Raw genomic sequence first — 19130 nt, 5'->3', positions numbered from 1 at the left:
AACAACAGTTTTGAATCTATCCTCAATCAAAAACTGAAAAAGCGTGTGCTACCGTCGAAACCATGCTGAAATCCTGCTGGGCATTGACCTCTGAACACCCAGCAAGTTCTAAGTCCAGATTAGAAATTTACACGCATACTTAAACCTGCAACCCAAGCATCATCAACTTCCTTCACCCCTGCTGGCTGATGAATATATTGCAAGTTTGGACGAATCATGACGGCAGGTGACAATTGATAGGTATAGTTTAGTTCCACATTCAACTCGCTACGTTGTATCGGAACATAATTGCTTGCTAGCGGATCATAAGAGAAGTAGCCACGGCTGATGTCTGTTGCAATTTCCTTATCACGAGCACGGTCATTAACGCCATAGCGAGCAAAACCAAGTGCAATGGTGTCGGCTGGACGGCTATCAAACATGCCCTTGTACCAAAATGCCAATTGTTCAGTGTTATCAACAAATGTAGTAGCTTTGTCATTGAATACAGCATTAAAACCGACATACAAACCACGTTTCGAGTCATCACCACGTTGGGTCAACTGTTGCTGTGAATTGAACCAGAAACTGTGTTTGCCATCATGGACTTTACCTGCGGTTTTAATGTCTTTGGCTTCAGCCGTTGAATACAAGGCACCGATTTTATATTCACCAGGCAAGCCATTAAGTTTTGGTTTCCATGCCAACTCAACAGGAATCGTTGCCCCCTGAACATTGTTCATGCCAAGGTTAAAACCATCACTGGCTGACTGGGTTTTAATGTCATCGGGATTGACTTCATAAACCCCGACACCAATTGTCCATTCAGGTGCAAACTGGTATTTGACATTGGCTGCCCAAACACTGACTGGCCAGTTATACCAGATTGAACCAATCGACTTACCCAGCTGACCACCGCAAAGTAGCAAGTTCTGGAACTCACACTGTGAGCTGTTAAAGTCATCTGACATGCCCATACGGCCCGCTTTGACCTGAATCTTGTTGTCATCAAAGCCTTTTTTCACCCATGCTTGAGTCAAACGCCAGATTTTTCCACGCCCATAAATCTCTTGTGAGTTACCTAACGTGGTAGAACGAGGGTCTTTAATCCGCTCATTGGTCAGCGCATTACCATCACGTTTGGTAATCATGATGCCCGCTGTTGTATCATTCCAACCTGCGATTTTATTTAAATCAAAATTTGCCCCAAGGGTCAGCTGTGATGCAACCGTAGTCGTATTGTTATCATTGTAACCACCATCAATATTGGTCGCAGCCTGACTCATGATCGATGCTGTAAATTTGTAGCCTTGGTCTTCTAGTTGCTGACGCTTACCATTCCAGTCCCCAAATAGCCATTGACGATCTTGTGACCATGGCTCATTTGCCATAACACCTTGGCTACATAAAATTGCGAGTGAAACTGCACTCATTTTAATTAAATTAACTTTTTTCATATTTGCTCATCCTTAGCCTAATCGGGTTAGGCACCCCGACATGCTGTCAAAGTGCCTATATTTCATCATTTTAGTTTTACGGGTTGGCTGAGTTCTGAACTTGCGCCGAGGTGATCAGTGATATTTGCTGTGTAATTGGCAAATTTCTCGGTTGGTTTCCAAGTCAAAGTGGCTTGACCTTGTGCGTTGGTTGCAACTGTTGCTGCACCTACAAACTGTTCTGCTTCTTTAGACTGTGCATTGCGGTTACCAAAGAACTCCACGCGGTAACGCTGGTTCGCCTGACCTTTGAAGCTCACCATAAGTTGCCCCTGATGTGCAGTCAGTTTAGGTGCCTGAATCCATTGGTTCGGCTGTGGGTTACAACCTTGCTGAGTTGGCTCAGTACAGGTTTTTTGCAGGTTCTTCGGATCAATGACCACACCGCCACCACGTGAACCGACAAAACCTTCATGTTCCAGTGCTGGCACACCAAATACAATCGCGCCTAAACGCTGATTTGGCACACAAGTCCCGCCCGCTTCACAGCGTTTGATGTCCTTGCCGTTGTCCCAAATCTGATTTTTAGTGAAGGTAATATGTGCATTGGCATCTTTTTCTGAACGCACGGCAATCCCAATACGGTTACCATGTACCTTGTTACTGTCAAAGATGTTGCCATCACCTGTCAGGTTGAATCCTGTTGAATTGGCAGTCAATTCGTTATAGGCAATATAGTTGCGCTTGCCCCAGTTAATTTGTAAACCATCAGAGTAATTTTCAAATTTATTACCGACAACCGCGTTGTCATTGCCCCACAAGATTTCAATACCTTGTGATGGCTCTGGGTTGGCTTTGGTGTTAGTAAACAGGTTATTCGCAATTAAGTTAAACGCTGCACCACGGGTCAACTCTAAACCATCGCCATTATCCTGAAGGATATTGTCCAAGAACTTGTTATTGTTGGTCGTGGTTGAGGTTGGATTGCCCTTGCCGTCATCTCCTGTAAACATCACCCCAGCACCACCGTAGTTATTGCTAATACGGTTATGCTGAATCAGGTTATTGCTCGAACGGTTGACCAAAATACCAATACAGAAGCGATGAATATCCAGACCTTTCAGCACAACATGATGTGTGTCACGCAATACTAGACCTGGCAGAGTCATCGTGCGTACGTTGGTACCATATTGCCCAGGCACAGCACCAGGACAAGCTTTTGCCCCTTCACCCTGAATATAGTTAGAACCATCAATGGCAATAAACTCACCTGTTTTGTCCCATTGCGTACCAATGATTTTTACAGGGCCTTTTATTTCAGGCAGTGGCGAATTTACCTTAATGCTATACGGTGCTTTACCTACAGCCTGAATCAATATTTGATTGTCATCCGATGGATTGGCATTGGACTGTTCAATCGCCCAACGCAATGATCCCTGATTCTGGTCATCTTGGTAACGATCAACCACGTAGGTTGAAGCAGCCGCCCAACCTGAAGCCAATAGTCCTAAACTTAATGCGGTCACTCGCAAAGAAATTGCTTTCATTCCAGATATTCCTTTAATTCACTTTTTATTATGGTGTGGGTTGTACAGTTTGTAAGAACTGGCGCAGCTGGGTCACATCAATTTGACCTGGTGCTGAAGCCTGACCAATCATGCCGAAACTTAAACTACCACCCGAGCTTGCAGTTGCGATTCGGGAAATGGTGCCCAAGCGTCCCATTGACATGGTTAACAATGGTTTTTTGCTTTGTTGGCTTACTTTCAGTGTTGCATTCATCAAGGTAAATACATCGGCTTTAGACTGCGGCATGACTGCAATTTTTAAAATATCTGCACCCATTTGGTCTTGTTTTAGCAGACGATCAACAATTTCCTGTTCGCTTGGTGTTTTGGCAAAATCATGATTCGACATCACCACCAACACATGTTTTTCATGCGCCAAATCCGTTACCTTACGTACCACTTTTGCATCACGGAACATTTCGATATCAAGCAATTGCATAAACGGTTTTTTCAAATACGCACTATAGATTTTGCCGTATTCTTCATCACTGACTTTCAGTTTACCGCCTTCATTGGCAGTACGGATTGTTGCAAGAAGTGGTTTGTCTTTTAAAATCTGATTGAGTTGCTGTCCTAATGCAATCACCTGTTTGCTATCCGTAGCGAAGTTCAACAAATCAATACGGAATTCAGCAATATCTGCATTTGGATTGCTGGCAATCACTTTTGCCTGAGCAATCGCCTCTGCAGCAGTTTGCGCTGTAATCGGCACGATGGTCTTTACTGGCATCACACCAATATCAACATTTTTCACGACATAATGATCTGCCATCAGTGGTTGTGCCAACGCAACAGATGCTGCCCCCAACATGCTGCATGCTAGTGCCATCTGAAGTACTTTATGTTTAAGGTTTATCATTACCATTCCTTGTGTAATGTCGCTGTATGAAAAACCCATACAGCGCGCAGCTTAGATATCAAAAAATACGGTTTCATTTTCGCCTTGGATACGAATATCAAAGCGATAAACGACCTGACCATCACGCTCTACACGTTTAGCCAGCAAAGTATTACGACGTGGCACCCACTCAATACCATTTAAGATCGGGTCTTTAGCATTTGCTTCAGCTTCATCTTCAAAATACACACGGGTATGTAAACCAATGTTTATTCCACGTGCAAAAATAACCAATGCAATATGCGGTGCTTGCTGTGTACCTTTGCGTCCTGGAACTGCACCCGGTTTAATGGTGTCAAAGTGCCATACGCCAGTCTGGAAATCAGCGCCTGCACGTCCCCAACCTTGGAAATGCGGATCAGCAGTTTTGCCTTGGATATCGGCTTGACTTGGGTAAACACCATTGGCATCGGCTTGCCAGATTTCAACCAAGACATCACGTAGTGGCAAACCCAGACCGTCAAAAACTTGACCTTCAAGGCGAATACGTTCGCCATGAGTGTGTTCTTGCAAAAGATTGTTGTTGAAATTGTTGTCAAATACTTCAATGTTGGCTTGTTTCGGCAACAGGCCAATGTGTACGTAAGGACCACCTGTTTGAGATGGGGTTTCTGCTAATTCTTGAAAATTCCAGCCATTCATTTTTTCTACTCCATCCATTAAGTTAAATCGTTTTCGAAGTACGTTGCGCGACGACCACGCAAGGTGATGTCGAAACGGTAGCAACGGCTATCTGCTTCAATGAAATTGCTCTTATCTTCCAAAGCAATCAGTGCACGACGTTGTTCTTCTAAAGGAATAGTTTTAATAATTGGACAAGAATCAATTAATGTATCGCCTTCAAAATAAAGCTGTGAAATCAGGCGCTGTGCCCAACCATCTGCGATTAAAGAGAAGTGAATATGCGCAGGACGCCATTCATTGATACGGTTACGCCACGGATATGGACCTGGCTTGATGGTACGGAAAACAAAGTAACCGTTTTCATCGGTCAACATACGACCACAACCACCAAAGTTAGGATCAATCGCACCAATAAACTGGTCATTTGGATGGCGATAACGACCTGAAGCGTTGGCTTGCCAAACTTCAAGTAGTGCATTTTTTACAGGACGACCAAACTGATCACGCACATAACCATGCACAATCACCCGTTCACCAATTGGCAAACCATCTTTTGCATAATTTAAGATTAAGTCGTTATCTTTAGGGCCAAACTGATTTGGACTAAAATGTGGTGCTGTCACCTCAGTGAGTGTTTCCGCAATTGAAATCAATGCATTGCTTGGCGAACGTAACACACTGGTTTTATAGCCTGGTGTATGTGCTGGCGGATGATGATCTGTATTACGCTGTGCGTAGGCACCCCAAATAATCTGAGACATCATATTTCTCCTTTAAATTTTAAAAAAATTGCATCCATTACGCTTGCTGGCCAGGTGAAATTCCTAGCTCTTTAAATACTTCTTCTGCCATATGCATCGCGGCATTTGCTGCTGGCAAACCTGCATACAATGAACAATGAAGAAATAATTCTTTGAGGTCGTCTTGAGTGACACCATTGTTAAAGCACGCACGAATATGCATACGTAACTCTGCTTCACGACCCAGTGCCAACAACACAGCGATAGTCACCAGACTACGGGTATGGCGTGGCATGCCAGGGCGAGACCACACTTCACCCCAAGCAAAACGGCTAATAAAATTCTGAAAGTCGCTATTGAACTCATTCAGGTTTTCAATCGAACGGTTGACGTGCTTTTCGCCTAAAACTTCCGTGCGAACTTGAATACCTTGTTTGTAGCGTTCATCATCATTCATAAGAAAACCCTCATTAGGTTGCATCAGTATGTGCAACCAGTGATTTGACAAAAATAGAGACTGCGGCAGCGGTTGCTGGAATCAATAACATGCTCAGAATTGCGGTAAATGACCAGTGTTGACCGAGAAGTACTGCACCAATCCACGCTCCAAACACCGCACCAAAACGCCCGATCCCTGACATCCACGCCACACCTGTTGCACGGCATTGGGTTGGGTAAAAGCGTGCACTGAGTGCTGGCATAGAAGACTGTGCACCATTGATTGCAACGCCTGCACAAAGTACCAAGACTGCAAGTAAGATCGGACTACTCAAGCTTTGACCCACAGTGAAGGCAAAAACACCTGCCGCCAAATAAAAGCCTGCAATAATGCGGTTCGGGTTAAAGCGATCCATTGCCCAGCCAATAAATAACGCACTAAGAACACCACCGAACTGGAATAGACCACCGATAAAGGCTGCACGTTCCATGCTCGCGCCAGTTTCACGCATCAAGGTTGGTAACCAGCTGGTAAGCAGGTAAATCATGACCAAGCCCATGAAATATGTGAACCAAAGCAATAACGTGCCTTTGATGTACGTTGGCGAAAAGAGCATCGAAAACACGTTTTGCTTTTTCTGCACTGCACTTTTTTCTTCAGGAACATGAAACTCAGTTACGTTCTGCACTTGAGTCGGCGCAATACGGCTCAAAATTTTGCGAACTTTTTCGTTATTGCCACCACGAACAATCAAGAAGCGATAAGACTCTGGCAAGAAACCAACCACAAAGAAGGTCAGAATCATTGGGCTCCAGCCACCAAACAGGAATAAACTGTGCCAGCCAAAGTTTGGAATCATCCAGCTACTTAAGAATCCGCCAATCGCCATACCGAGGTTGTAACCACAAAACATGCAGGTTACGAGTAGTGAACGAATACGTGTCGGGCAATATTCAGAAAACAGTGTGGTGGCATTTGGCATGGCTGCCCCCAACCCGATTCCTGTCAAGAAACGCAAAATAACCAAAGTATCGAGGTTATTGGCATAAGCACAGCCAATGGTAAAACCACCAAAAATCAGCATGGAAAATGACAGCACCGCCTTACGACCAAAACGGTCAGCCGTTGGCCCCGAGACCAATGCACCGATGATCATGCCGCCAAGAGCAGCACTCATCACAGGGCCCAACTGAGAACGGTCAAGCCCCCAGTCCTGAGCCAGTGCAGGCGCAATAAAGCCCATCGCTGCGGTATCAATACCGTCTAAAAAAACAATGAAAAAACAAATGGCTGCAATCATCCACTGATAAGCACTTAATGGTGAATCATTAATCAGTGCCTGTGCATCCATGCTCATATTTGGGCGAGCAGTGTCCTGAGACGCCATAGTTGCCTCCTTAGGCGAAAATCCTTTTAAAACAGTGGGCTTTTATGAAATCACTTCAATAAAGCGCTGAAGAGCCTGAGTAAATCCTTCAGGTTGCTCAATATTTGACAAATGTGATGCTGGTAAAATATTGAGTTGGCTATGGGCAATGCGCTGCTGCATAAATTCAGCATCAGCGACTGTGGTGATCGGGTCAAATTTACCTGCGATCAACAAGGTTGGAATCTGAATATTGGCAATCTGTTCACGCAAATCTTCATGTGCCAAAGCTCGGCAGGCATTGGCATAACCTTGTGCTGGTGTATTGGCTAAACTTTGAATGGTTTGCTGTGCCAGTGCATTTTCCTGATAATCAAATTCACTGCTAAACCAACGGCTATGCGTTGATGCAACCAAATCTGCCAAACCATTTTGCTCAACCGCTTCAGCACGTTTTAGCCACGCTTCTGCTGTTCCAATTTTGGCTGCGGAGTTGGCAACTGTAATGCTGTTAAAACGATCAGCATGGTGAATACCTAAATACAGTGCAGTCAGCCCGCCCATTGAAATACCGCAAAAATGTGCTTTTTCAATGTTCAACGCATCTAAAATATCAATTACATCTTCTGCAAGGTTTTGCACAGTTGTCTCTGCGACTACATCGCTTTGACTATGCCCACGAGTATCATAAGTAATCACTTTGAACTGTTTTTTCAGTTCAGCAACCTGTGGCTGCCATATGGCATGATCGGTTCCCAAAGAGTTGGAAAAAACAATGGCAGGCGCATTCTCAAGACCTTCCACATAAACCGATAAATGTTTGCCTTGACGATTGGTAATCGTGATCATCACTTTGCCACTCCTGCCTGTGCTTCCTGCAAAACTGCATCAATTTGTGCCTGAATATTGCCTAAATAAGATTCAGGTTTAAAAATCGTGGAAATTTCTGCTGTAGAAAAATTATTTTTGACGTCATCAAGCTCAGCGATGACTTCTTTTAAGTGCTTTTGCTCAGCAACTGCGGTTTTACATGCGGCTTCGACCACATGATGCGCATTGAGACGTCCCATTTTAGGTGCCAATGCCATCATGACTGCTTCAGCCATAATCAAACCTTGAGTACAGTCCAGATTACGTTGCATGTTGCCCGCATTGACTTCCATCCCTTGTAAAACTTCCAAGGTACGTGACAATGCACCTGCGCAAAGCTGAAAAATCTCAGGCAACACCAACCATTCAGCATGCCATGCGCCAAGACTACGCTCGTGTTCTTGCACCATGCTCTGATAAATGCTCGACATTAATGCGGGTACACGGTTTGCAGCTGCAAGTACCGATGCTGCTGCAACAGGGTTACGCTTGTGCGGCATGGTCGATGAACCACCGCGACCTTTTGCAGTTGGCTCAAACACTTCAGCAATTTCTGTCTGCATCATCAAAGACCAGTCACGTGCCATTTTGCCTGTGTTACCGACAATCATGCCGAGTACACTGGCGATCTCCACGATACGATCGCGCTCACCATGCCATGTGCAACTTGGTGTCGCTAATTGGAGCTGTTGGGCAAATGCTTCGACAACTGCGGATCCCTGATCAAGCAGTGATGCCAATGAACCCACTGCACCGCCGAGCTGAACAGCCAGTACGCGGGCTTTCATTGCCTGAATCCGATCCAAATCACGTTTAAACGCACTTGCCCAACGAGCAAACTTGTGACCCAGCGTAATTGGCAAAGCTTGTTGTAGCCATGTCCGCCCAATCATCACCTGATCACGATAAACTTGTGCCTGCGTCAATGCCGTCTGGTAGTTTTGCTGCACGCTCTGTTCAACATGCTGCAACGCATCACGGCACTGTAAAATACAGGCAGTATCTAAAATATCCTGACTGGTTGCACCCCAGTGCACAAAACGTGAAGCAGCTTCATCTTGTTGTTTCACAATTGCAGTCAACTGTTTTACAAAAGGAATTGCGATATTGCCTGCAAGCCCTGTTGCGGTTGCCAACGCATCAAAATCGATCTGTTCCAATGCTGTTTTTTGTTCAATCGCTTCAATCGAATCTGCCGCAGATTGAGGAATTACCCCAACCTGAGCCTGAGCTTTTGCCAGAGCCACTTCAGCTTGAATCATGTAAGAAATCAAAGACCGATCACTGAAAATTTCAGTCACGTCATCCTGATAAAATAAGCTGGCATATAACTGGCTCATACTTAAACTCGCTCAATAATCAAGGCAATCCCCTGACCGACACCGATACACATTGAACATAAGGCGTACTTGCCGCCAGTCTGTTCAAGCTGGTTCAAGGCTGTAGTGACTAGACGTGCGCCTGAAGCACCGAGTGGATGACCCAGTGCAATCGCACCACCGTTTGGATTGACTCGGGCATCATCGTCCGCCAGACCTAGGTCACGCGTACATGCTAATGCCTGTGCAGCAAAAGCTTCGTTCAATTCAATCACGTCCATCTGTGCCAAAGTCAGGTTGGCCTGTTTCAGTAATTTCTTGATCGCTGGTGCTGGGGCAAAGCCCATGATGCGCGGTTCAACACCCACCGTTGTAGCTGCAATAATCTTGGCGCGTGCTTTCAGTTCGTATTTTGTGATGGCTTCATCTGACGCAATCAGTAGTGCTGCTGCACCGTCGTTAATACCTGAAGCATTGCCCGCAGTCACCGTCCCTTCAGCTTTCACTACAGGTTTCAGTTTGGTTAAGGTTTCCAATGTGGTTGCACGTGGATGTTCATCGGTATCAACCACGATCGGATCGCCTTTGCGCTGTGGAATCGTCACAGGTACGATTTCGTTGGCAAAGTAGCCTTTGGCTTGTGCAGCGGCAGTACGTTGCTGGCTGGTTAAAGCAAACTTGTCCTGATCTTCACGGCTAATGTGGAACTGTGCTGCCACGTTTTCCGCGGTTTGTGGCATGGTGTCCACGCCATACATTTCTTTGAGTTTCGGATTGATAAAACGCCAGCCCATGGTGGTGTCTTCAATCTTCTGGGTGCGACTGTAAGCCGTTTCGGCTTTGCCCATGACAAATGGTGCACGGCTCATGCTCTCTACACCACCCGCGATAATCAGGTCTGCTTCACCCGCTTTAATGGTGCGTGCCGCCATGGCAATCGCATCTAGCGATGAACCACACAGACGGTTAATGGTCGTTGCTGGCACTTGGTATGGTAAGCCTGCAAGTAAAGATGACATGCGTCCGACATTACGGTTGTCTTCACCCGCTTGGTTGGCACAGCCATAGATCACGTCATCGACCTGTTGCCAGTCCACGCTTGGGTTACGCTGCATCAGGGCTTTGATCGGTAAGGCACCGAGGTCATCGGCACGAACTGAAGCTAGACCACCAGCATAACGGCCAAACGGAGTACGGATGGCATCGACAATATAAGCATTTTTCATTCTTTAATCCTGTCCTGTTACTTCACCTTTTCCCTCTCCTTTCAGGAGAGGGTTAGGGAGAGGTTTTTATCCTTGAGTCGCATCAATCAGTGTTGCACCAGTCATTGCCTGCAGCTCGTCAAAGCTTAAGCCTTCGACTTTCTCCAGCACTTTCAAACCTTCAGGTGTGACATCAATCACACATAAGTCAGTATAGATACGGTCTACACATTTCAGACCTGTCGCAGGATAAGTCAGTTCTGCCACAATCTTTGGTTCACCCTGTTTGGTGACATGATCCGTGGTGATAAAGACTTTCTTGGCACCAACAGCCAAGTCCATTGCACCGCCGACAGCAGGAATGGCATTCGGTGCACCAGTATGCCAGTTGGCCAAATCACCATTGGCTGCAATCTGGAATGCACCAAGAACTGCGATATCAAGGTGACCACCGCGCATCATGGCAAACGAGTCTCCATGATGGAAAAACGCGCCGCCTTTCAACATCGTTACGAATTCTTTACCGGCATTGATTAGTTCAGGATCTTCTTCACCCTCTGCTGGTGGTGGGCCAAATGCCAACAGGCCATTTTCAGAATGAAGGAAAACGTCTTTATCCGCAGGCAGGTAGCTGGCGATCTTGGTTGGTAAGCCAATGCCAAGATTCACATAAGCACCATCAGGAATGTCTTGAGCGACACGTTCAGCGATTTGGTCACGGGTTAGTTTTTTATAGCTCATGTCAGTCTCCTTATGCGGTTGCCAATGGTGAAGCAGGTTCAACCTGAACCACATGCTGCACAAAGATACCTGGGGTAATGATGTGTTCAGGATCTAACTCACCCAGTTCAACCACTTCAGAAACTTGTGCGATGGTGACTTTCGCTGCCATGGCCATGATTGGGCCAAAGTTACGTGCGGATTTGCGGTAAACCAGATTGCCCCAGCGGTCGCCCTGCTGTGCCTTGATCAAGGCGAAATCGGCATGAATCGGGTATTCCAAGACATAGTCCTTGCCATCGATATGACGGGTTTCTTTTCCTTCAGCCAGTAAAGTGCCATAGCCTGTAGGCGTAAACACTGCACCCAAGCCCATACCCGCAGCCTGAATACGGCAAGCGAGGTTGCCTTGTGGCACCAGTTCCAGCTCGATTTTGCCTGCGCGGTACAGTTCGTCAAATACCCAAGAATCCGACTGACGCGGGAAAGAACAGATGACTTTTTTCACAGCGCCTGCTTTGAGCAATTTCGCCAGACCATAGTCACCATTACCCGCATTGTTGCTGACAATAGTCAGGTCTTTGATGCCCAAATCCAGCAAGCCATCAATGAGTTCGGCAGGTTGTCCTGCGGTGCCAAAGCCACCAATCATGATGGTCGAACCATCTTTAATTTGCGACAGAACCTCGCGAAATGAGGTCGCACTTTTATCTATCATTGGATAACTCCACTGTGCATCATAAAATGATTAATTGATTGGAACTAAAAATTAGGCAGGATAAAGTCAGTCGCTTTCGACGTTGTTACCCAATCCCGAGTAATTTAATTAGATTTCCTTTGTCTGCTCATTTTTTATAATTTTCGCCTAAACATCTAGCAGTAAAACGCGTAATTGTTCGATGATAATGTATATTGTTCGACTATCGAACAATAGTTATTATTTTGAACCTCCTAGAAAATAATGCTTGGTCAAGCACTTTGTATGGTGAAATTTAGATGGAAAAAATAGAGCAAAAACCCAACAAGACGCTGCAAAATCCTGAAAATAAAAAAATAATTCGCCATGAAGATTTTATTGCAGGCATGGGGAAAGGACTGGCAATTTTGGAAAGCTTCGGGAATGATCGACATCGCTTAAATATCTCTATGGCAGCAGAACGTACAGGTTTGACTCGAGCTGCTGCACGTCGGCATTTACTGACCTTAGAGTATTTGGGCTATTTAGAATACGATGGTCATTATTTTTATTTGGCTCCAAAAATTTTAAAATTTTCAGGAGCTTATTTAAGTGGTGCTCCATTACCTAAAATTTCACAGCCGTTGCTTAATCTGCTGACCAATCAGACTTCTTTAATCTTTTCAGTCATGGTACTCGATGGTTACGAAGCGATTACGGTTGCCCGTAGTGCAGCACACCAGCAAACTGACCGAGTCAATCCATATGGCTTACATTTGGGAAATCGTTTGCCCGCCCATGCAACTTCTGCAGGAAAAATCTTACTGGCACATTTGGAACCAGAACAGCAACTTGAGTGGCTAAAAAAATATCCCTTGAAGCGTTTAACCAAATATACCTGTATCGATGATGCCGAATTTTTACAGTTACTAAGAGAATTAAAAGAACAGGACTGGTGCTACTCCTGTGAAGAGCATGAGTTAGGCGTACATGCCTTGGCAGTTCCTATCTATAATGGCAATTCCAAAGTCGTTGCCGCACTCAATATTGTGTCACCGACCATGCGTACAACACGCGAGTATCTGATTCAGCATATTTTACCTTTGTTGCAAGAAACCGCACGGGAACTGCGCAATGTACTTTAAGTACATTGATATCTGGCTATCCAATCTATCTCACACAATTTTGACTCAGTAGGTCTAGAGATAATCCCTGATAAATTTAACCATATCTTCGCATACCAACTCCCCAAAACAACCCTGTTGCACTCGCAACAGGCATTTTTTGCTTACTTATAGACAGGTTTATTTTTATAAATTTACTTTTTTATAATTTAAAACTTACTTTTTAATAAAAATAAGTTTACTTTTTTATAATTTAAAACTTACTTTTTTACATTAATATGTTTACTTTTTAAATCATTACAATTTACTTTTTTATATTAATAAATTTACTTTTTAAATCATTACAATTTACTTTTTTATATTAATAAATTTACTTTCTTATTAAAAGAAATAAACGTTTTTAACTTTTTAAATACCTCTATTTTCTCACCATTTATATTCATGCATAAAACCGACCACGGCGACGGCGTAAGCCTAAAACATGAATTGCCCGCACTAAAACAGCATATGAAACACTATAGCCAAACTCTTTTTCAAACAATGGAATAAGATCGCTAATATTTTGAAATTTATTATTTTTTATAAAGTTCTGAAAAGCTTCCCAGTCTTGAATATGTGCAGGTGCTCCCCGTTTTTTACTTGGTTTAGGTTGCAAGCTTCCTGTCTCTTCCTCAAGCTTAATCCATGCATCCAGAGTGACTCTAGAGATATTAAACTGTTTACATACAGCCACTTTATAATCAGTTTTCTTATAAGTATCCAAGGCAGCTTTTCTGATTTCAATTGAATATTTCGGCATATTAACTCTCTAAAAAAAATATTAATGGCACACTTTATGCACAAATAAAAACAAGTTTGAATATTTCCCTACAGGGATTATTATTGTTACAAGGATTAGATTATGCTGCAAGATGATATTCATTTAAAAAAGTTATCGCTATGGCAAGTGATTGTGGTCGGAGTTGCTTATATGACACCAATGACAGTGTTTGATACTTTCGGCATTGTTTCTGGAACAACCGAAGGACACGTACCTTTGGCCTATTTGTTTGCATTGGTTGCCATGCTACTCACTGCTTTTAGCTACGCTCGTTTTAGCCGCGTGTCTGAAAAGCCAGGCTCAGCTTACACCTACACAGCCGAAAGCTGTGGTTCATCTCTAGGTTTTTTTGTTGGTTGGTGTGCTCTTTTGGACTACATCTTGTTACCCCTGATCAATGCTTTACTCTGTGGTATTTATCTGGAAGCAATTTTACCAGGTGTACCTTACTGGGCATGGGTACTGATTGCCGCTAGTGTGGTTACTTTTATTAACCTTTTTAAAGTCAACTTGTTAGCTAACTTAAGCTTAATCTTTGTACTCGCACCTGTACTGTTAATGGTGTTCTTTGTTTACTTGGTCATTCATGGCGTGAGTAGCACTCAAGGCTCTGAACACGTTTTAACCCTTGCACCACTCTTTCATGGAAATACTCATCTGCTGCCTCTTGTTGCGGGAGCATCCATTTTGTGCTTTTCGTTCTTGGGATTTGATGCCGTTACAACACTGTCACATGAAACCAAAGATCCTAAACGCAATATTCCACGTGCCGTAATATTAACAACACTGATTGGTGGTGTGATTTTCTTTACCGCAGCGTGGTTTATCCAACTGTATTTCCCAACCAATGCACAATTCAAACACCCCGATGAAGCACTCCCTGAAATTGTACTGTATGTGGGCGGTGCGCTATTTCAATCAGTGTTCCTGACAGGGCAAATCATGAACACCGTTGCATCTGGCTTAGCCAGTCATGCCAGTGCTTCACGCCTGATTTACATCATGGGGCGTGATGGTATTTTCCATAAAAAAACCTTGGGCAGTATTCACCCACGTTTTGGAACACCACTGTATGCAACCCTGTTCATTGGGCTTGTCTCTTTAAGTGCAATTTTCCTTGATCTTGCTCAAGTGGTAAACCTGATTAGTTTTGGGGCTTTGGTTGCCTTTACTGCAGTTAATTTTTCAGTCTTTATGCAATTCTATGTGCGTAACAAGCAGCGCCAAGGACTAAAAAATAAATTTTTTAATGCCGTACTCCCACTGATTTCTGTTGCCGCCATTGTGTGCTTATGGATGAACCTTGAAAAATCTGCACTGACTTTTGGTGGTATGTGGCTTGGGGTTGGCATTGTGTTCTTTATCTATAAAAAAGCAAAAAAACAATCAATTGCGATTAGCAATGCTTATTAATTCAATCAAGTGAGTATCAAAATGCAAAAACTGGTTAACAAACCTAACTTGCTGGAAGATGTTGAATTCAAAGTCAGTATCAACCAGTTGAATGGCAAAGACTGGAACTGGGTTAATCCCAATAAGGCACAAATCGAGAGTCCTGCCAACTACTACGAAAGCTCTTTGGCTGAATGGCAGACTTTCGATGCACTCAATAACAATACAGAGTGTGATGTTGTCGTGATTGGTGCTGGGCTTTTGGGCTCGTCAACTGCACTGCATCTGGCAGAACAAGGTGTTGAAACCATCCTGCTCGACAAAGACCGCATTGGCAGCGCCGCTTCTGGACGCAATGGCGGGCAGCTCACTCCTGGACTTGCACGCTGGGAAGCTGAAGAAATGATTGAACACTTTAGCTATGAAGATGCAAAGCGTCTCTGGAACTTCACTTCTGTTGAAGCCATGCAATTAATTGACAATATTGCTGCCAAATACCAGCTCAATTTACAGCGCAAACGCGGCCATATAACCGCAGCTGTGCATGAAGGACATTTGGTTGCCTTAACTCAAGGCTCAGATGCACGCAAATATTTAGGTGAAAACCACACGCATGTTGTCGGAAAACATGAGCTGTTCGATCATGTCAAATCAGAAAGTTATTTTGGTGGGCTAATTGATCATTTAGGTGGGCACATTCATCCGTTGGCGCTCAATCGAGGCATTGCTTACGGCTTCTTGCAAAATGGTGGCACCATCTACGAACGTACCGAAGTGACCGAAATTGAAGAACGTGATGACGGCATTTATGTACATACGGCTCATGGTACGATCAAGGCGCGTAAAAGTGTGGTGATTGGAGTACATCATGCATCTTTCAAATTATTACCGCAGCATAATCAAACCACGATTCCATTTTATACGTATGTGAGTACCACAGCACCACTCGAAGTTGATTTAAGCGAGCTATTACCCAGTGATCATCCTGTGTATGACACCCAGTTCCAGATTGACTACTATCGCGGAGTCAGCAAAAACCGCCTACTCTTTGGGGGACAAGGTACAGGAAGTTGCTGGAGTCCAGAAAAAACCTACCAATACCTGCTAGGGCGCATTAATAGCGTTTTCCCGCAACTTAAGCAGGTTGAACTCGACTTTGTTTGGAGTGGTACAACTGATTTAACTGTAAATGGTGCAACTGACAGTCGTAAATTTGGCAATAAATTCCCAATTTATGTAGTACATGGCTGGAGTGGTCATGGTGTCGCACAAACTGTTCGAATTGGTAAAGCCATTGCTGATGATTTTGTTGGGCAAGCCAAAGATTTTGAAATGCTCACGCAAATTCAGCACAAAGATATCACCTTTGGCCGAGCATTGGCACCACTGGTAATCCCTGTAGCAAAAGGCGCTTATGGTTTAGGTGCCATGATGAACCCAGGCAAGATGGTTTCTTTTTAATGGTCAGTATCCTGTTTTACCCATAATAAAAAAGCCGCTATAAAAGCGGCCTTTTTATATCTACAACTTATTAACCAAGTTTTTTAGTAACGTAGTCAATTGCAGATTGAACAGTTGTGATTTCGTTTGAATCTTCATCAGGAATAGTGATGTCGAAGTCATTTTCGAAAGACATCACAAGTTCTACTAGATCCAAAGAGTCAGCACCCAAATCATCTGTGAAAGATGCTTCGTTTTTGATCTCTTCAGCGCGTAAACCTAATTGTTCAGCGACTGCTTGCTTTACACGTTGTTCGATATCGCTCACAGGAATTCTCCTCATTGCTTGCGGCGTTTTTTAATGCCGTTAGTTTAATTGAATATAAAAAATTTTAAAAGTTTAATAGCTTAGGATTAAGCCATGTATAACCCACCATTTACATGTAACACAGTACCTGTAATGTAACTGGATTTTTCACCCGCAAGGAAGCTGACCGCATTTGCGATGTCTTGAGGTTCGCCTAGACGACCAAGTGCAACTTGCTCACTCATTTTCTTACGAATTTCTTCGCTCAACTGGTCAGTCATTTCAGTTGCAATAAAACCTGGCGCAACACAGTTCACCGTAATTTGACGGCTACCCATTTCTTTAGCTAGGCTACGACTGAATGCCTCAATCCCTGCTTTAGCAGCAGAATAGTTGGCTTGACCAGGGTTTGCAAAATGCGCAACCACTGAACTAATATTAATAATACGACCGAAACGTGCGCGGGTCATACCCTTCAATACACGTTTAGATAGACGATAAACCGCTTTTAAATGGATGTTTAAAATATCATCCCAGTCATCTTCTGACATACGCAATAATAAATTATCACGAGTAATACCAGCATTATTGACCAATACCAGCACTGAACCATATTTTTGTTCAATATCTGAAACCAATTGCTCAATTGCTTCGGCATTGCGCACATCAAGCACAGCACCTGCACCATTTTCTGCAAATTGCTGAGTTAATTTTTCTGCGCCAGCTTCAGAAGTCGCTGTACCTACCACAAAAAAACCATCTTGGATGAGTTGTTGAGCAATCGCAGCACCAATACCACGGCTTGCGCCTGTAACTAATGCAACTTTTCGTTCTTGTGTCATGCAATTTTTCCTTCAGCCACTAAAACAGCATTTAGGGCATCTTCAATGCGACTCTTACTATCAATCGCAAATGTTTTTTCAATGTTTGGTAAACGTTTTGCCAAATTGCTCAATACTGTACCTGGACCACATTCAACAATATAACTAATACCTTGATCTTGTAGGTATTGCATGGTCTTCGTCCATTGTACAGATTGGTACAATTGTGCAGTTAAAGCTTGACGTAGCTGAGCAACATCGGTGGCTGCCTGAGCATTTACATTTTGTATTACAGGAATACGTGGCAGCTCAATGGCAGTTTGTTCCAAAGCCTCTGCAAATTGTTCAGCAGCAGGTTTCATCAATGAACAATGCGATGGCACAGATACAGGTAATGCAATTGCCTTGCCATTTTGAGCTTTCGCTTCAGCCATAACCGCTTGTACAAGCGCTGCTGTACCTGCAATCACGACCTGACCTTGTGAATTGTAGTTAGCTGCTTCAACTGAACCCTCAGCATTGGCACTTGCTTGTTGGCAAAGTGCAACGACCTGATCATCAGCCAGACCCAAAATAGCAGCCATCGCACCCTGACCTTGAGGTACTGCAGTTTGCATCAATTTACCGCGTAAATTAACCAATTTCACTGCATCTGCCAAGCTCATCGCTTCAGCAGCAACCAAGGCACTATATTCGCCTAGAGAGTGGCCTGCCAAATATTTAGGTGCTACGCCACCTAAATCCAACCAAGTACGCCATAACGCAACACTTGCGGTTAACAATACAGGCTGGGTATTTTCTGTTTGATCTAACCCTTCACCTGTTTGAGCAATCTGCCACAAATCAAAACCTAATGCTTCAGAAGCTTCTGCAAAAGTGTTCTGAACACCACTAAACTGCTCTGCAATTTCGGCGAGCATGCCGACTTTTTGTGAGCCTTGACCAGGAAACACAAATGCAGTTTTAGTTGCTTGAACTACTTGATCGAGTCGTTTAGCAGACATATAAGAATCCTTTTTTGTCTTCTCTTGAAGTTCGGTACTGCAATTTAACATTAAATTTCACGATTTTTAATTGCCAAATACAACATTTCATTCAATAAAAAAAGGGAGCTTGCGCTCCCCTTTTTGTCACTAAGCCAAGGCTTAATGCAAACCGATTATTCAGCAGATACTTTAGCGAATAATTGGCGACCACGGTATAAACCGTCTTTAGTTACGTGGTGACGACGATGAGTTTCACCAGTAGCTTGGTCTACAGTTAATGCATTCTCGGTTAAAGCGTCATGTGAACGGCGCATGTCACGGCGAGAGCGACTTTTACGGTTTTGCTGAACAGCCATGATGGCTCCTTACAGAAATCGAAAAAATGGATCAGAACAAATTC

20 protein-coding genes are annotated in these 19130 nt (G+C 43.8%); 3 read left to right on the top strand and 17 right to left on the bottom strand.

All coding sequences use genetic code 11. From position 1 onward, the window contains the following. Positions 1 to 119 precede the first annotated feature (119 nt). The 12 genes from F975_RS04615 to F975_RS04560 form a co-directional block, all read right to left on the bottom strand. On the bottom strand, positions 120 to 1436 hold the full coding sequence (locus F975_RS04615; protein ID WP_004750848.1) for a carbohydrate porin: 1317 nt from the start codon (positions 1434 to 1436) through the stop codon (positions 120 to 122). Between the two features lie 65 nt (positions 1437 to 1501). Next, the gene (locus F975_RS04610; protein WP_004750845.1) at positions 1502 to 2962 is read right to left on the bottom strand and encodes a right-handed parallel beta-helix repeat-containing protein; all 1461 of its coding nucleotides are present in this window, start codon (positions 2960 to 2962) and stop codon (positions 1502 to 1504) included. A 28-nt stretch (positions 2963 to 2990) separates the two neighbouring features. Continuing rightward, entirely contained in the window at positions 2991 to 3794 is an 804-nt protein-coding gene (gene aroD / locus F975_RS04605) for a type I 3-dehydroquinate dehydratase (protein ID WP_416201880.1), read from the bottom strand. A 99-nt stretch (positions 3795 to 3893) separates the two neighbouring features. Then, positions 3894 to 4523, bottom strand: coding sequence for a protocatechuate 3,4-dioxygenase subunit alpha (pcaG, locus tag F975_RS04600; protein WP_004750841.1), 630 nt, complete (start codon positions 4521 to 4523; stop codon positions 3894 to 3896). Between the two features lie 17 nt (positions 4524 to 4540). Then, a complete protein-coding gene (gene pcaH / locus F975_RS04595; RefSeq protein ID WP_004750839.1) occupies positions 4541 to 5266 on the bottom strand; it encodes a protocatechuate 3,4-dioxygenase subunit beta in 726 nt (241 codons plus the stop codon). Between the two features lie 37 nt (positions 5267 to 5303). Continuing rightward, a complete protein-coding gene (gene pcaC / locus F975_RS04590) occupies positions 5304 to 5702 on the bottom strand; it encodes a 4-carboxymuconolactone decarboxylase (protein ID WP_004750837.1) in 399 nt (132 codons plus the stop codon). Positions 5703 to 5715: 13 nt separating this feature from the next. Further along, a complete protein-coding gene (pcaK, locus tag F975_RS04585; RefSeq protein WP_004750835.1) occupies positions 5716 to 7071 on the bottom strand; it encodes a 4-hydroxybenzoate transporter PcaK in 1356 nt (451 codons plus the stop codon). A gap of 42 nt (positions 7072 to 7113) precedes the next feature. Beyond that, positions 7114 to 7899, bottom strand: a complete 786-nt coding sequence (gene pcaD, locus F975_RS04580) for a 3-oxoadipate enol-lactonase (protein WP_004750833.1) — start codon at positions 7897 to 7899, stop codon at positions 7114 to 7116. Beyond that, positions 7899 to 9260 (bottom strand): 3-carboxy-cis,cis-muconate cycloisomerase, encoded by a 1362-nt coding sequence (locus F975_RS04575; RefSeq protein ID WP_004750831.1) that lies wholly within the window; start codon positions 9258 to 9260, stop codon positions 7899 to 7901. Before F975_RS04575 ends, pcaD begins: the two co-directional genes overlap by 1 nt. A gap of 2 nt (positions 9261 to 9262) precedes the next feature. Beyond that, positions 9263 to 10465, bottom strand: coding sequence for a 3-oxoadipyl-CoA thiolase (gene pcaF / locus F975_RS04570; RefSeq protein WP_004750829.1), 1203 nt, complete (start codon positions 10463 to 10465; stop codon positions 9263 to 9265). A 66-nt stretch (positions 10466 to 10531) separates the two neighbouring features. Next, a complete protein-coding gene (locus F975_RS04565) occupies positions 10532 to 11185 on the bottom strand; it encodes a 3-oxoacid CoA-transferase subunit B (protein ID WP_004750828.1) in 654 nt (217 codons plus the stop codon). A 10-nt stretch (positions 11186 to 11195) separates the two neighbouring features. Beyond that, entirely contained in the window at positions 11196 to 11882 is a 687-nt protein-coding gene (locus F975_RS04560; RefSeq protein WP_004750826.1) for a 3-oxoacid CoA-transferase subunit A, read from the bottom strand. Positions 11883 to 12160: 278 nt separating this feature from the next. Here F975_RS04560 and pcaU point away from each other — a divergent pair, with 278 nt between their 5' ends. After that, a complete protein-coding gene (gene pcaU, locus F975_RS04555) occupies positions 12161 to 12985 on the top strand; it encodes an IclR family transcriptional regulator PcaU (RefSeq protein WP_004750824.1) in 825 nt (274 codons plus the stop codon). 418 nt (positions 12986 to 13403) lie between these two features. Here pcaU and F975_RS04550 read toward each other — a convergent pair whose 3' ends face one another. After that, entirely contained in the window at positions 13404 to 13763 is a 360-nt protein-coding gene (locus tag F975_RS04550) for a COG3415 family protein (RefSeq protein WP_004750822.1), read from the bottom strand. A gap of 102 nt (positions 13764 to 13865) precedes the next feature. On the opposite strand from F975_RS04550, the gene F975_RS04545 reads away from it, so the two are divergent. Both F975_RS04545 and F975_RS04540 read left to right on the top strand, forming a co-directional pair. Next, positions 13866 to 15197: an APC family permease gene (locus F975_RS04545; protein ID WP_004750820.1), complete on the top strand. Its 1332-nt coding sequence runs from the start codon at positions 13866 to 13868 to the stop codon at positions 15195 to 15197. A 21-nt stretch (positions 15198 to 15218) separates the two neighbouring features. Further along, positions 15219 to 16637, top strand: a complete 1419-nt coding sequence (locus F975_RS04540) for an NAD(P)/FAD-dependent oxidoreductase (protein WP_004750818.1) — start codon at positions 15219 to 15221, stop codon at positions 16635 to 16637. A gap of 70 nt (positions 16638 to 16707) precedes the next feature. Here F975_RS04540 and acpP read toward each other — a convergent pair whose 3' ends face one another. The 4 genes from acpP to rpmF all read right to left on the bottom strand — a co-directional run bounded on the left by acpP (position 16708) and on the right by rpmF (position 19086). Next, positions 16708 to 16944: an acyl carrier protein gene (gene acpP / locus F975_RS04535; protein ID WP_004750816.1), complete on the bottom strand. Its 237-nt coding sequence runs from the start codon at positions 16942 to 16944 to the stop codon at positions 16708 to 16710. 86 nt (positions 16945 to 17030) lie between these two features. Continuing rightward, positions 17031 to 17765 (bottom strand): 3-oxoacyl-ACP reductase FabG, encoded by a 735-nt coding sequence (fabG, locus tag F975_RS04530; protein ID WP_004750814.1) that lies wholly within the window; start codon positions 17763 to 17765, stop codon positions 17031 to 17033. Next, positions 17762 to 18748 carry an ACP S-malonyltransferase gene (gene fabD, locus F975_RS04525; protein ID WP_004750813.1) on the bottom strand — a complete coding sequence of 329 codons (987 nt, stop codon included), beginning with the start codon at positions 18746 to 18748 and terminating at the stop codon, positions 17762 to 17764. The genes fabG and fabD overlap by 4 nt, the downstream gene beginning before the upstream one ends. 155 nt (positions 18749 to 18903) lie before the next feature. Then, on the bottom strand, positions 18904 to 19086 hold the full coding sequence (gene rpmF / locus F975_RS04520) for a 50S ribosomal protein L32 (protein WP_004750811.1): 183 nt from the start codon (positions 19084 to 19086) through the stop codon (positions 18904 to 18906). Positions 19087 to 19130 lie beyond the last annotated feature (44 nt).

Origin of the sequence: Acinetobacter brisouisimilis, assembly GCF_000368265.1 — a bacterium.
GTDB lineage: Bacteria > Pseudomonadota > Gammaproteobacteria > Pseudomonadales > Moraxellaceae > Acinetobacter.
This window is presented reverse-complemented; position numbering and strand designations above follow the sequence as displayed.

Coding starts and splice junctions, on each gene's coding strand:
- F975_RS04615 (WP_004750848.1), bottom strand. CDS start 1,436: ATGAAAAAAGTTAATTTAATTAAAATGAGTGCAGTTTCACTCGCAATT.
- F975_RS04610 (WP_004750845.1), bottom strand. CDS start 2,962: ATGAAAGCAATTTCTTTGCGAGTGACCGCATTAAGTTTAGGACTATTG.
- aroD (WP_416201880.1), bottom strand. CDS start 3,794: ATGTTGGGGGCAGCATCTGTTGCGTTGGCACAACCACTGATGGCAGAT.
- pcaG (WP_004750841.1), bottom strand. CDS start 4,523: ATGAATGGCTGGAATTTTCAAGAATTAGCAGAAACCCCATCTCAAACA.
- pcaH (WP_004750839.1), bottom strand. CDS start 5,266: ATGTCTCAGATTATTTGGGGTGCCTACGCACAGCGTAATACAGATCAT.
- pcaC (WP_004750837.1), bottom strand. CDS start 5,702: ATGAATGATGATGAACGCTACAAACAAGGTATTCAAGTTCGCACGGAA.
- pcaK (WP_004750835.1), bottom strand. CDS start 7,071: ATGGCGTCTCAGGACACTGCTCGCCCAAATATGAGCATGGATGCACAG.
- pcaD (WP_004750833.1), bottom strand. CDS start 7,899: ATGATCACGATTACCAATCGTCAAGGCAAACATTTATCGGTTTATGTG.
- F975_RS04575 (WP_004750831.1), bottom strand. CDS start 9,260: ATGAGCCAGTTATATGCCAGCTTATTTTATCAGGATGACGTGACTGAA.
- pcaF (WP_004750829.1), bottom strand. CDS start 10,465: ATGAAAAATGCTTATATTGTCGATGCCATCCGTACTCCGTTTGGCCGT.
- F975_RS04565 (WP_004750828.1), bottom strand. CDS start 11,185: ATGAGCTATAAAAAACTAACCCGTGACCAAATCGCTGAACGTGTCGCT.
- F975_RS04560 (WP_004750826.1), bottom strand. CDS start 11,882: ATGATAGATAAAAGTGCGACCTCATTTCGCGAGGTTCTGTCGCAAATT.
- pcaU (WP_004750824.1), top strand. CDS start 12,161: ATGGAAAAAATAGAGCAAAAACCCAACAAGACGCTGCAAAATCCTGAA.
- F975_RS04550 (WP_004750822.1), bottom strand. CDS start 13,763: ATGCCGAAATATTCAATTGAAATCAGAAAAGCTGCCTTGGATACTTAT.
- F975_RS04545 (WP_004750820.1), top strand. CDS start 13,866: ATGCTGCAAGATGATATTCATTTAAAAAAGTTATCGCTATGGCAAGTG.
- F975_RS04540 (WP_004750818.1), top strand. CDS start 15,219: ATGCAAAAACTGGTTAACAAACCTAACTTGCTGGAAGATGTTGAATTC.
- fabG (WP_004750814.1), bottom strand. CDS start 17,765: ATGACACAAGAACGAAAAGTTGCATTAGTTACAGGCGCAAGCCGTGGT.
- fabD (WP_004750813.1), bottom strand. CDS start 18,748: ATGTCTGCTAAACGACTCGATCAAGTAGTTCAAGCAACTAAAACTGCA.
- rpmF (WP_004750811.1), bottom strand. CDS start 19,086: ATGGCTGTTCAGCAAAACCGTAAAAGTCGCTCTCGCCGTGACATGCGC.